This window comes from Hydrogenophaga pseudoflava, from assembly GCF_031020795.1.
In the GTDB taxonomy this organism is placed as follows: Bacteria; Pseudomonadota; Gammaproteobacteria; order Burkholderiales; family Burkholderiaceae_C; genus Hydrogenophaga; species Hydrogenophaga pseudoflava_A.
In genome coordinates this window covers 43,699-55,348 of the sequence record NZ_JAVHJP010000003.1, presented here as the reverse complement: position 1 = coordinate 55,348, position 11,650 = coordinate 43,699, and the positions used below count along the sequence as shown (strand labels likewise).

13 protein-coding genes and 1 riboswitch are annotated in these 11,650 nt (G+C 70.3%); of the genes, 7 read left to right on the top strand and 6 right to left on the bottom strand.

Translation table 11 applies throughout. The features are described 5' to 3' along the window. Positions 1 to 687, bottom strand: a 687-nt coding sequence (locus RCO38_RS09820) for an ornithine cyclodeaminase (protein ID WP_308328133.1), incomplete at its 3' end; no start/stop codon positions are given. Between the two features lie 128 nt (positions 688 to 815). On the opposite strand from RCO38_RS09820, the gene RCO38_RS09815 reads away from it, so the two are divergent. Continuing rightward, positions 816 to 1,235 (top strand): Lrp/AsnC family transcriptional regulator, encoded by a 420-nt coding sequence (locus tag RCO38_RS09815; RefSeq protein WP_066156652.1) that lies wholly within the window; start codon positions 816 to 818, stop codon positions 1,233 to 1,235. 44 nt (positions 1,236 to 1,279) lie between these two features. Here the strand turns inward: RCO38_RS09815 and RCO38_RS09810 are convergent, their stop codons facing one another. Next, on the bottom strand, positions 1,280 to 1,939 hold the full coding sequence (locus RCO38_RS09810; RefSeq protein WP_308328132.1) for a hypothetical protein: 660 nt from the start codon (positions 1,937 to 1,939) through the stop codon (positions 1,280 to 1,282). A gap of 177 nt (positions 1,940 to 2,116) precedes the next feature. Between RCO38_RS09810 and RCO38_RS09805 the strand changes: the two genes are divergently transcribed. Both RCO38_RS09805 and RCO38_RS09800 read left to right on the top strand, forming a co-directional pair. Further along, entirely contained in the window at positions 2,117 to 3,025 is a 909-nt protein-coding gene (locus RCO38_RS09805; protein WP_308328131.1) for a DUF6502 family protein, read from the top strand. Further along, positions 3,022 to 4,398 carry a DUF5666 domain-containing protein gene (locus tag RCO38_RS09800; protein WP_308328130.1) on the top strand — a complete coding sequence of 459 codons (1,377 nt, stop codon included), beginning with the start codon at positions 3,022 to 3,024 and terminating at the stop codon, positions 4,396 to 4,398. The genes RCO38_RS09805 and RCO38_RS09800 overlap by 4 nt, the downstream gene beginning before the upstream one ends. Before the next feature lie 10 nt (positions 4,399 to 4,408). Here RCO38_RS09800 and RCO38_RS09795 read toward each other — a convergent pair whose 3' ends face one another. After that, on the bottom strand, positions 4,409 to 6,709 hold the full coding sequence (locus RCO38_RS09795; protein WP_308328129.1) for an ATP-dependent DNA helicase: 2,301 nt from the start codon (positions 6,707 to 6,709) through the stop codon (positions 4,409 to 4,411). A 67-nt stretch (positions 6,710 to 6,776) separates the two neighbouring features. Between RCO38_RS09795 and RCO38_RS09790 the strand changes: the two genes are divergently transcribed. The 4 genes from RCO38_RS09790 (at position 6,777) to RCO38_RS09775 (ending at position 10,034) form a co-directional block, all read left to right on the top strand. After that, positions 6,777 to 7,598: a hypothetical protein gene (locus tag RCO38_RS09790; protein ID WP_308328128.1), complete on the top strand. Its 822-nt coding sequence runs from the start codon at positions 6,777 to 6,779 to the stop codon at positions 7,596 to 7,598. Between the two features lie 29 nt (positions 7,599 to 7,627). Further along, a riboswitch (yybP-ykoY riboswitch) is annotated at positions 7,628 to 7,796 on the top strand. 17 nt (positions 7,797 to 7,813) lie between these two features. After that, on the top strand, positions 7,814 to 8,392 hold the full coding sequence (locus RCO38_RS09785; protein WP_308328127.1) for a TMEM165/GDT1 family protein: 579 nt from the start codon (positions 7,814 to 7,816) through the stop codon (positions 8,390 to 8,392). Between the two features lie 87 nt (positions 8,393 to 8,479). After that, positions 8,480 to 9,283 carry an ABC transporter permease gene (locus tag RCO38_RS09780; protein ID WP_308328126.1) on the top strand — a complete coding sequence of 268 codons (804 nt, stop codon included), beginning with the start codon at positions 8,480 to 8,482 and terminating at the stop codon, positions 9,281 to 9,283. Position 9,284: 1 nt separating this feature from the next. Next, a complete protein-coding gene (locus RCO38_RS09775) occupies positions 9,285 to 10,034 on the top strand; it encodes an ABC transporter ATP-binding protein (protein ID WP_308328125.1) in 750 nt (249 codons plus the stop codon). 38 nt (positions 10,035 to 10,072) lie between these two features. Here the strand turns inward: RCO38_RS09775 and RCO38_RS09770 are convergent, their stop codons facing one another. Genes RCO38_RS09770 through msrB form a run of 3 tightly spaced genes read right to left on the bottom strand, consistent with a single transcriptional unit; the run spans position 10,073 to position 11,618 of the window. After that, entirely contained in the window at positions 10,073 to 10,285 is a 213-nt protein-coding gene (locus RCO38_RS09770; RefSeq protein WP_308328124.1) for a SlyX family protein, read from the bottom strand. Then, positions 10,282 to 11,202, bottom strand: a complete 921-nt coding sequence (gene cysK, locus RCO38_RS09765; protein WP_308328123.1) for a cysteine synthase A — start codon at positions 11,200 to 11,202, stop codon at positions 10,282 to 10,284. Before cysK ends, RCO38_RS09770 begins: the two co-directional genes overlap by 4 nt. Continuing rightward, positions 11,199 to 11,618 (bottom strand): peptide-methionine (R)-S-oxide reductase MsrB, encoded by a 420-nt coding sequence (gene msrB / locus RCO38_RS09760; RefSeq protein ID WP_308328122.1) that lies wholly within the window; start codon positions 11,616 to 11,618, stop codon positions 11,199 to 11,201. The genes cysK and msrB overlap by 4 nt, the downstream gene beginning before the upstream one ends. Between the last annotated feature and the right edge of the window lie 32 nt (positions 11,619 to 11,650).

The following is an 11,650-nucleotide window of genomic DNA, read 5'->3' as shown; positions in this document are numbered from 1 at the left end:
CTCGGGCGTGAGGATGAGCGCGTTGCGCTTGTCGGCGGTCACGGTGGTCACGATGTCGGCGCCCTTCACCGCGTCGGCCGTGCTGGCGCAGACGGTGATGCGCAGGCCACTGCCCCGCAGGTTGGTCACCAGCTTGGCGCTGGCAGCGGGGTCCACGTCGTACAGGCGCAGGTCGGTGATGCCCAGCAGGTGCTGGAACGCCAGTGCCTGGAACTCGCTCTGGGCGCCGTTGCCGATCAGCGCCATCACCCGGCTGTCGGGGCGGGCCAGCACCTGCGCCGCCAGCGCCGACATGGCGGCCGTGCGCAGCGCGGTGGTCAGCGTCAGTTCGCTCAGGAACAGCGGCGCGCCGGTGGCCACGTCGGCCAGCACGCCGAAGGCCATCACGGTGGACAGACCCAGGCGGGTGTTGCCGGGGTGGCCGTTGACGTACTTGAAGCTGTAGCGCTGCGCATCGGCCACCGGCATCAGCTCGATCACGCCAACGTCGGAATGCGCGGCCACGCGCGCCGTCTTGTCGAAATCGCCCCAGCGCAGGAAGTCGGCGCGGATGTGGGCGGCGATGGCTTCGATGCAGTGGGCCACGCCAACGCCGGCCACGAGTTCGGCGGCTTCGGGGGCGCCCAGGTAGAGCGTGCCGGCTTCGACGAAGCGGGCGAGATCGGGGTTCTGGACGTTGGTTTTCATGGCTTGTCTTCGGGCAGCACAGGGGGAGCTGGCAGTGTGGAGGAGGGCGATGGCAATGAAAACCGCCAAAAATGTTCTGAAACGGCAGAAAATCTGTCACTTCGGCAGACTCACCTGACGTTTTGACCATGGACGACCTTGATCAACGACTCATTGCCCTGCTGCGGCAGGACGCGCGGCTCTCGGTGGCCGACCTCGCCCACAAGCTGCAGGTCTCGCGCGGCACGGTCACCAACCGGCTGCGCAAGCTCGAAGACACGCAGGTGATCGTGGGCTACACGGTGCGTCTCAAGCCCGAGGCCCAGCCCGAGCGCATCCGCGCCTGGATGGGGGTGCAGGTGGAAGGCAACCGCACGCGCGAGGTGATCGCCAGCCTGCTGGGCGAGCCCTCGGTGGCGGCCCTGCACGACACCAACGGGCGCTGGGACCTGCTGGCCGAGCTGGCGGTGGGGTCCATGGCCGAGCTGTCGCAGGCGCTGGAGCGCATCCGCCTGCTCAGCGGCATCCGCGGCACCGAGACCAGCATCCTGCTGACCTCGTACCGCTGAAAAAAGCCCGGCCGGGGCCGGGCTGTGAAGACCCTGGAAACGGATCAGGAGCCCACCTGGGCGGCCAGATCGTCGAGGCTGTTGTGGCGGATGTGGCCGGGGGCGTCGTCCTGACCGCGACCGCGGCCGCGCGGCTTGTTCTGACCCGGGGCGTTGACGGTGCCAATGGTGTTCAGGCCGGGGGCGGTCAGGGTGCCGCGACCGCGCACACGGCCATCGCTGTCGTCCGGTGCATCCACACCGCTGTCCTCGACGCCGCGGGGGCGGTCGCGCCCGCTCACGTGGCCGTCGGCGTGGTGGTTCGGGCCGTCGTCCGCACCGCGGCCGCGGCGCCCGCCGTCCGAGCTGCTGCTCGAAGAAGAAGACGAGGAACTGCTGGAGGACGAGGACGAGGACGAGCTCGAGCTGCCGCCGTCGTCGCCACCGCGTCCACGACCGCGGCCCCGGCCGCTGTCGCCCGAGCCGCCGCCTGAAGAGCTGCTGGACGACGACGAGCTGCGGCCGCCGTCGTCGCTGCCGCGGTTGCGACCGCCGTCGTCGCCGCCACGCCCGCGGCCGCCATCGGACGAGCTCGACGAGCCCCTGGAGTCGCCGCCGCGGCCGCGACCGGAATCGCCGTCCTTGGCCAGCAGGGCGCTGGAGGCCAGGCCCAGTACAAGGGCGGTGACCAGGGTGGCGAGCTGCGATTTCCTGAAATCGAACATGTCTTTCTCCTGAAGTGTGTGAACGGGTGGGGACCGGGTGATGCGCCGAGGGGACTCCTCTCACGCAGGGCTTCAGTATGTGTGGGAAAAATTCCCACGTCAATGGTTTGTGTGAATTTTTCCCACATGAAGTGTTAAACTTCGTGTCATTCCGTCTCAGCCCACCCAAGCCCTCCCATGCCCGAGCGCGAACCGTCTCCAGCCCTGCGGGGTGCCGCGCCCGGCGGGCCGTCGCCCGCCCTGGTGCGCGCGCTGCGCAAGCTGCTGCGGCCGCTGGTCCGGCTCATGCTGGCGCACGGCGTCACCTACACCTACCTGGCCGACCTGCTCAAGGGTCTGTTCGTCGAAGTGGCCGAGCAGGATTTCCGCCTCGACGACAAGCCGCCGACCGACAGCCGCGTGAGCCTGGTGAGCGGTGTGCACCGCAAGGACGTGGCGCGCCTGCGCGGTCTGCTGGCCAGCGCTGAGGCGATCGAACCGTCGGTGGTGCCGCGTGGTGCCCAGCTGGTGGCGCACTGGATGGGCCACCCGAAGTACCTGCTGGAAGATGGCGGCCCGCGGCCGCTGGCGCGCCTGGCGAGCGAAGGGGGCGAACTTTCGTTCGAGGCGCTGGTCGCCAGCGTCAACAGCGACATCCGCTCGCGGGTGGTGCTCGACGAATGGTTGAGCCTGGGCGTGGTGCACCTGGACGAGGCGGGGCGGGTCTGCCTGAATACGGCGGCCTTCGTGCCCTCGCGCGGCGCCGATGAAAAGGCCTTCTACCTGGGCCACAACCTGCACGACCACGCCGCGGCCGCGGTGCACAACCTGCTGGCCGGCCAGCCACCGTTCATGGAGCGCAGCGTGCACTACAGCGGGCTCGCGCCGGCTTCGGTGGAGCGGCTGAACAAGATGTCCGAGCAGATGGGCATGAAGGTCCTGCTGGCGCTCAACAAGGCGGCCATGGACGCCGAGGCACAGGACCAGGCGGACGCTGGGCGGGACGGCCTGCCACCGCCCGAGCAGCGCTTCACCTTCGGCATGTACTTCTACAGCGAGCGCAGCGCGGCGCCGCCCCCGCCCACGGACGGGCAGGAGGCCCCATGAAGCGGTGGGTGCTGCCTCTGCTGCTGGCGCTGGCCGGCTGCGGCGGCCTGGCGCCCCGGCATCCGGCGCCGGGGGCCGCAGCGTGCAGCGTGGCCTCGCTGCGCAACCCGGCGGCCGACCCTTCGGGCCTCGGGGGCACCGGCGCACCCGCGGTGCGCGGGCCAGACCCCGGGGGCATCGGTGGCACGGGCCAGGTCGCCACGGGCAATGGCCTGGGTGGCACCGGCATCGTGGGCGTGGTCACCGGCTTTGCGAGCATCTGCGTCAACGGCATCGAGGTCGAGTACGAGCCGTCGACACCGGTGGAGCGCGGGGGCCAGCCCAGCCCGCTGGGCGATCTGGCCGTCGGCCAGCTGGTGGCCCTGCAGGCCGGTGGCACGGGGGATCAGCTGCGGGCCATGCGGATCGCGGTGATCGATGCCGCTGTCGGCCCGCTGACCGCGCTGGACGCCGCGTCCGGCCGCTTCGAGGTGATGGGTCAGGTCGCCACCGCACTGGAGCGCGGCGATCTGCAGGGGCTGGCCGTCGGCGACTGGGTGCGTGTCAGCGGCCAGCGAGTGGCCAGTGGCGAGATCCGCGCGACCCGGGTGCAGCGGGCGGTCGCCGGTGAGGCAGTAGTCACCGGTCCGTATGTGCCGCCGGGCGCCGGTGGAGCGCGCGTGGGCGACACACCGCTGGCCTGGTCGCCAGCACCGGACGGTGTCGCGCCTGGGCAGGAGGTCGGCGTGCGTGGCCGCTGGGTGGGTGGGCGGCTCCAGGTGCAGGCGCTGCAGGTGCAGCCGACCCGGGCTGCCATGGGCGGCAGCCGGGAGGTGCTGTTGCAGGGCTATGTGCACGGGTTCAGCGGCCGGGAGTTGCGGCTGGGCTACGAATCGCTGGTGCTGGACGAAGCAGCCCGCGTCGAAGGCGGGGACCTGGCGGCGCTGCGCGTCGACCAGCCGGTCCAGGTGCGGGGGCGGGTGGACGAGCAGCAGCGCCTGCGGGTCGAGCGGCTGGAGTTCCGCAGCGAGGGCCGGCGCGGCGAGCGCCAGGTGTCTCCGGTCGTGCCCACCATTCCACCCGCCATCGCCGGCAGCAGCGCCGACGACAGCGGTCGCGGGCGTGGGCGCGGGCGGGGAGGCCGGGAGACCGGTGAATCAGGTCGCGGCGGCTCGTCCGGCAGTGGCTCGGGCGGTGACTCCGGTGGCGACAGCGGTCGGGGGCGCGGGCGGGGCGGCGACAGCGGGTCCTCGGGCAGCGGCTCTTCGGGCAGCGGTTCCTCGGGCAGCGGTTCCTCCGGAAGTGGTTCTTCCGGCAGCGGCTCCTCGGGCAGCGGCGATTCCGGTGGGGACTCCGGCCGCGGCCGGGGGCGGGGGCGCGGCGGACGCGACTGAGCCTGCGCGTTCAGGGCCTGGGCGCCACCTCGATGCGCCACCAGGCCGGCAGCAGGCGCCGCACCTCGGCCCGCGCAAACCGGTCGTCCAGCAGCCAGACGCAGCCCCGGTCCTGCTCGGACCGGATCACCCGGCCGGCCGCCTGCACCACCCGCATCAGGCCGGGGAACAGGTAGGTGTGGTCGTAGCCGTGGCCGGTGTGCTGCTGCAAGCGCTCGCGCATGCGCTCGTTCTCGGCGTTGACCTGCGGCAGGCCCAGGGTGGCGATGAAGGCGCCCACCAGCCGCTCGCCGGGCAGGTCGATGCCTTCGCCGAACGCACCGCCCAGCACGGCGAAGCCCACGCCCTGGCCGCCCTCGACGAAACGGGCCACGAAGGCGTCGCGTGCGGGTTCTTCCATGCCGCGCGTCTGCGCCCAGTGGGGCAGGTCGGGATGCCGCTGGGCCAACCGCTGGCGCGCCAGGTCCAGGTACTCGAAGCTGCTGAAGAAGGCCAGGTAGTTGCCGGGGCGCTCGTGGAACTGGGCGCCGATCACGTCCACCAGCGCGTCCAGCGAACGCAGCCGGTCGGGGTAGCGGGTCGAGATCCACGGAGCGATGCGCACGCGCAACTGCTCGGCCGCGAACGGCGAGGGCAGGTCGACATGGGCCGCGTCGGCCGGCACGCCGAGCATTTCCTTCACATGCTCGACCGGTGCCAGCGTGGCCGAGAACAGGGTGGCGCTGTGCGCCCCGGCCCATCGCGCCACGAGCCAGGGCGCCGGCACCACGTTGCGGATGCGCAGCGTCGGCAGCCGCCGGCCGCGGCCGCCCGGCGGTGCAGCCCCTGGCCCCGCCTCGCACAGCGAGTGCTCACCGAAGCCTTCGGCGATGCGCACGAAGTGCAGCGCCTCGAACACCCAGTTCTGCAGCGCCGGGTCGGGCGTCTGGCCGGTCTGCGGGGTCAGCAGATCCAGCAGGCTGTTGCAGGTGTTCTGCAGGGTGGTGGTCCAGTCGTCCGGCAGGCCGGCGGCCAGCGCCTGCGTGCCTTCGGCTGCCGGCAGGTCGCGGGCCAAGGCGCTCCAGCGCCGGTGCAGGGCGTCCATGATCTTGCGCACCTCCGGCGCCGCCTCGTGCCGCAGGCGCAGGAACTCGTGCGCGTGCAGCGTGGCGCTGTACATGCTGCGCGCACGCTCGATGAGGTTGTGTGCCTCGTCCACCAGCAGCGCGGCGCGCCAGCCCTGGTCCTCGGCCAGCGCGAACCAGTGCGCGCCCACATCGAACCAGTGGTTGTAGTCGCCCACCATCGCGTCGCACCAGCGCTGCATTTCCTGCCCCAGGTAGTAGGGACAGACGCTGTGTTCCAGCGCCAGCCTGCGCAGGCTCTCGCGGTCGAGCCAGCCGGCCTGTGCGGCCGCCTCGCGCGCGGCGGGCAGGCGGTCGTAGAAGCCCTGCGCGAGCGGGCAGGACTCACCGTGGCAGGCTTTGTCGGGATGCTCGCAGGCCTTGTCGCGCGCCACGCGTTCGAGCACCCGCAGCGGCAGGTGCCGGGGCGCTCCAAGGCGCTGCAGCGCGTCCAGCGCCAGCTGTCGCCCGGTCGTGCGGGCGGTGAGAAAGAGCAGGCGGTCGGTGCTCTGCCCGGGCATCGCGCGCAGGCTGGCGAACACCGTGGCCATGGTTTTGCCGATGCCGGTGGGTGCCTGCGCCAGCAGGTGGCGCGCGCGCGCGTGCGCCCGGTACACATCGGCCGCCAGCTCGCGCTGACCGGCGCGGAACGCGGGGAAGGGAAACGCCAGAGCCGTCAGTGCCGCGTCCCGGGCCTGGCGGTGGGCCTGCTCGGCCAGGGCCCAGGCGAGATAGCGCCCGCACAGATCCTCGAAGAAGGCCCGCAGCGCATCCGCGGTGCACGTCTCGGTCAGCACCGTTTCCTGTCCGCTGTCGATGTCGAAATAGACCAGGGCCACCTCGATCCGCTCCAGCCCCAGCTGTTCGCACAGCATCCAGCCGTAGACCCGGGCCTGGGCCCAGTGCAGGGCCTGGTGGTTGGCCGGTACACGGTCTGCATCGCCGCGGCGGGTCTTGATCTCCTCCACCCGCCGGGCACCGGCGTCGAAACCATCGGCCCGGCCCTGCACCACCAGCGGGCCGAAGCGGGCGCTCAGCGCCAGCTCGCGCTGGTAGCCGGCGCCGCGGCGCGCGGTCACGGTCTGGTGGCCCGCAATGCCTTCGACACCGCTGGGCGAGGGCGTGAAGCGCAGGTCGAGGTCGCCGCGGCGCGCGGTGAAGTGGCACAGCGTGCGCACCGACACGGCGATGTCGACGACCGGAAACATGGGCGGATGAACCAAGGGCAACACCAGAGGAAGTCGGGCATCGTACTGGATATATAGTCAGTTCATCATGGACCCCGCACCCGACTCTCTGCCCGACCCGGCCCCCGCGCTCACCCGCCTGCACCACCGGCGCCTGCGCGAGATCCACCGCTCGGCCGGCTGGCCGTGCCAGGACATGGTGGAAGTCGAGCTGCTGGCCGCGGGCCTGCTGGAGCGGCGGCTGGACGAGGGGCGGGAGACGCTGCGCGTGACCGAGGCGGGCATCCTGGTGCTGGCGCGCGTGTTCGCCGGCAACAAGGCGGCGCGCTCGGCCCACGAGGCCCTGGTGGAGCAGGTGGCCACGGCCATGGCCCGGTCGGGCCGCCTGGCCTGGCGCGGCCTTGCGCTGCGGGTCGCGCTGCCCATGGAGTTGCTGACGGGTGAGTCCTGCGAACCGTCGGTCGCCGAGCCGGGGCCTCAGGGGCTGTGGACCGAGCTGGCCGCCCCCGAGCCGCCCCCGGCGCACGGCTGGTGCATGGCCTGCCCCGACGTGTTTTCGATCCGCAATTCGTCGGTCGAGGCCTACCTGGAGCCGGTGGTGCACGAGATCAAGGTGCACCGCTCGGACCTGCTGGGCGACCTCAAGAAGCCGGCCAAGCGCGCCGCCTACCTGGGCATGGCCGGTGCCTGCTGGTACGTGCTGGGGGAAGACGCCAGGGGTCGGCCCATCGGGGCGCCCGACGAAGTCCCGGCCGAGTGCGGCGTCATGCTGGTCGAGCGGGGCGTGCTGCGGGTGGCGCGCGAGGCGCCCCGGCGCGCGGTGGAGCGGCTGCCCTTCCATGTGTGGATGGCGCTGGCCAAGGCCGGACCGGCCTGGCGCGAGGACGACCCGTCGCAACAGGCGCTCTGAGCGGGTGCCCAGGCGGCGCCGGCTACAATCGTCGGGTCATTGGGGAGTAGCCGCTCTTCATTCTGAAGAGGCCCGCGTCAACACACTTGTCCGTTCCCGGACATGGCGCTGGCAGTCCCGCACCTGGCAAGACCTTTGACCACGATGCTCCGCTGAGAGGCCGGGGTGCGTCGTGGTCAAACGCGTTCTGTGCCGGCCCCTGAAAGTTTCCCCACATGGAATCCCTGCTCGTCTCCACCGGTGTGGTCGCGCTCGCCGAAATCGGCGACAAGACCCAGCTGCTGGCCTTCATCCTCGCCGCACGCTTCAAGAAGCCGGTGCCGATCATCGCCGGCATCCTGCTGGCGACCATCGTCAACCACGGCCTGGCCGGTGCGCTGGGCGCCTGGATCACCGCGCAGGTCAGCCCCGAGGTGCTGCGCTGGGTGCTCGGCGCCTCGTTCATCGGCATGGCGATCTGGACCCTGATTCCGGACAAGATCGAGGAAGAGGAAACCCAGGTCGCACAGAAGCTGGGCGTGTTCGGCGCCACGCTGATCACCTTCTTCCTGGCCGAGATGGGCGACAAGACACAGATTGCCACCGTGGCCATGGCCGCGCATTACGCGACACCGCTGCTGGTGGTGATCGGCACCACGCTGGGCATGCTGATCGCCGACGTGCCGGCGGTGTTCGTGGGGGACCGGCTGGCCAACAGGATCCCGATGAAGCTGGTGCACTCGATCGCCGCAGGCATCTTTGCGGTGCTGGGCGCGGCCACTCTGCTGGGGGCGGGTGCTCGTCTCGGCTTCTGATGGGCGCCCGGCACCGGCGGCTATGGTAGCCTCGCGCCCGGCATTTCTAGGCAGAACGCGGGTACGCCGCACAGGAATCAGGACACCATGAGTGCACTCGGTGGCTGGCGCCAGTCGCCAGCGGTGCGGGACATCGCCGCGGGGCTGAAGAGCTGGCCCATCGTCAGCTTCATGGCGCTGAGTGATGTGCGGGCCCGCTACAAGCGCAGCGTGCTCGGGCCCCTGTGGCTGACGCTGGGCACGGCCATCGGCTCCATGGGGCTGGGGCTGCTGTGGAGCGAGCTGATGAAGGTGTCGGCGTCGCAGTTCGTCCCGACGCTCACCGCGGGCCTGATCCTGTGGCAGTTCATCGCCGGGGTGCTGAGCGAATCGAGCACCGTCTATGCGCGCCAGGCCTCGGTGATCCGCAACCTGAGCCTGCCGCTGTCGATCTACCCGCCCCAGCTGGTGCTGCGCCACCTGGTGAACCTGGTGCACAACCTGCCCATCTTCCTGATCGTGGCGCTGGTGTACGGCGTGCCGGTGAGCTGGCAGACGCTGCTGGTCGTGCCGGCCATGCTGCTGCTGACCCTGAACCTGTACTGGGTCTGTGTCGTGGTCAGCATCCTGGGCGCCCGGTTCCGAGACCTCGAGTACATCATCGGCGCGGTGCTGCCCCTGCTGATGTTCATCAGCCCGGTGTTCTACCGGCCCAACTACCTGCCGTTCAGCGAACGCATTCTCTGGTTCAACCCGCTGTCACACGCCATCGAGCTGGTGCGCTCGCCCCTGCTGGGGCATGCGCCGCCCGACTTCGTGGTCTGGTCCAACCTGGGCGGTCTGGCGCTCGGGCTGTGCCTGGCGTTCTGGCTGTTCAACAACAAGCGCGACCGCATCGCCTTCTGGATCTGACATGGCACGGCTGACCCTGAAGAACGTGACGGTGCAGTACCCGATCTACAACAGCCGCAGCTTCTCGCTGCGCAACCAGATCATGCGGGTGAGCACCGGCGGGCGCATCGAGAGCGAGGCCGGGCAGGTGAGCGTGGTCACGGCGCTCAAGGACGTGTCCTTCGACCTGCGCGACGGCGACGCGGTGGCGCTGATGGGCCACAACGGCGCCGGCAAGAGCACCATGCTGCGCACCCTGGCGGGGGTCTACACCCCGATCTCGGGCCAGATCGTGCGCGAGGGCCGGGTCTCGACCATGCTGGAACTCGGCGCTGGCATCGACGGTGAACTCTCGGGCTACGAGAACATCACCCGCATGGGTGTGCTGCTGGGCATGAGCCTCAAGGAGATCGAGGCCCATGTCCCCGACATCGAGCAGTTCTGCCAGCTCGGCGACTTCCTGCGGCTGCCGGTGCGCACCTACTCCTCGGGCATGTCGACCCGCCTGATGTTCGCGGTGGCCACCACCGTGCAGCCCGACATCCTGCTGGTCGACGAGATCTTCGGCATGGGCGATGCCGAGTTCCAGGTCAACGCCAAGCGCCGCATGGAGAGCCTCATCGAGAAGGTGGGCATCTTCGTTTTCGCCACCCACAACGACGAACTCATCGAGCGCTACTGCAACCGCTTCTTCCGGCTGGAGCACGGCAACGTCCGCGAGATGACGCGCGACGAGGCGCTGGCGGCCCATTACGCAGCCACCGGTCGCTGAGCGCTCAGACGATCCGGCTTGGGGCGGAGCGTGGGGCCTCAGTAGTGCGGCGGCAGCTCGTCGCGCAGACTGCGGAAGGCTGGCGGCTGCGACTCGTCGTTGCGTTGTCGCAGCTGCGCCACCTCGTGGATGAGCATCGCGATCTGGTCGTGCTGGCGCGCCACCATGGTGTTGAGCGTGTCGACCAGGTCTTCCAGATAGATCAGCTTGATCTCCAGCTGCGTCAGCCGCGCGTCGCCGAGCTCGCTCATGCCGGCAGGAACCCGTCGACCGAGAGGTAGCGCTCGCCGGTGTCGTAGTTGAAGCCCAGCACCTTGGCACCGGCCGGCAGCTCGGGCAGCTTCTGCGCGATCGCGGCCAGCGTGGCGCCCGAGGAGATGCCGACCAGCATGCCTTCCTCGCGCGCGCAGCGCCGGGCCATCTCGCGCGCCGGCTCGGCGTCGACCTGGATCACGCCGTCCAGCAGCTCGGTCTTGAGGTTGCCGGGAATGAAGCCGGCGCCGATGCCCTGGATCGGGTGGGGCGCCGGGCTGCCGCCGGAGATCACGGGCGAGGCCACCGGCTCGACCGCATACACCTTGAGCTGGGGCCATTGCGCCTTGAGCACCTGGGCGCAGCCGCTGAGGTGTCCGCCGGTGCCGACCCCGGTGATCAGCACATCCAGGCCTTCGGGAAAGTCGGCGAGGATTTCCTGCGCCGTGGTCTTGGCGTGCACGTCGATGTTGGCCGGGTTGTCGAACTGCATCGGCATCCAGGCACCGGGCGTGCTCGCCACGATTTCCTGCGCGCGGGCGATCGAACCCTTCATGCCCTTCTCGCGCGGCGTCAGGTCGAAGGTGGCGCCATAGGCCAGCATCAGGCGGCGGCGCTCGATGCTCATGCTGTCGGGCATCACCAGGATGAGCTTGTAGCCCTTGACCGCGGCCACCATGGCCAGGCCGATGCCGGTGTTGCCCGAGGTGGGCTCGACGATGGTGCCGCCCGGCTGGAGCGCGCCAGAGGCCTCGGCGTCTTCGACCATGGACAGGGCGATGCGGTCCTTGATCGAGCCGCCCGGGTTGCTGCGCTCGGACTTGATCCACACGCTCTGGCTGGCGCCGGGAAACAGGCGGTTGATGCGGATGTGCGGCGTGCCGCCGATGGTCTGGAGGATGTTCTGGGCTTTCATGTCGGGTCCTTGGGTTGCAGGTCGATGGAGGCGGAGTTCATGCAGTAGCGCAGGCCGGTGGGCGCAGGGCCGTCCTCGAACACATGGCCAAGGTGGGCGCCGCACTGGCTGCAGACGGTTTCGGTGCGCACCATGCCGTGGCTGCGGTCGGTGATCTCGGTGATGGCACCGGGCACGGCCTTCCAGAAGCTGGGCCAGCCGCAGCCGGCGTCGAACTTGGTGCCCGAGTCGAACAGGTGGTTGCCGCAGCAGATGCAGTGGTAGCTGCCGTCGGCCCAGATTTGCTCGTACTTGCCGGTGAAAGGGCGCTCGGTGTAGGCGTGGCGCGTGACCTGGAAGGCCGCGGGCTCGGCACCCTTCTCGGCCAGCAGCTCGCGCCACTCGGCCTCGGTTTTCTGGATCGGGAAGTTGCTCATGGCGGTACTCCGGAACACCCGCACGGGGGTGG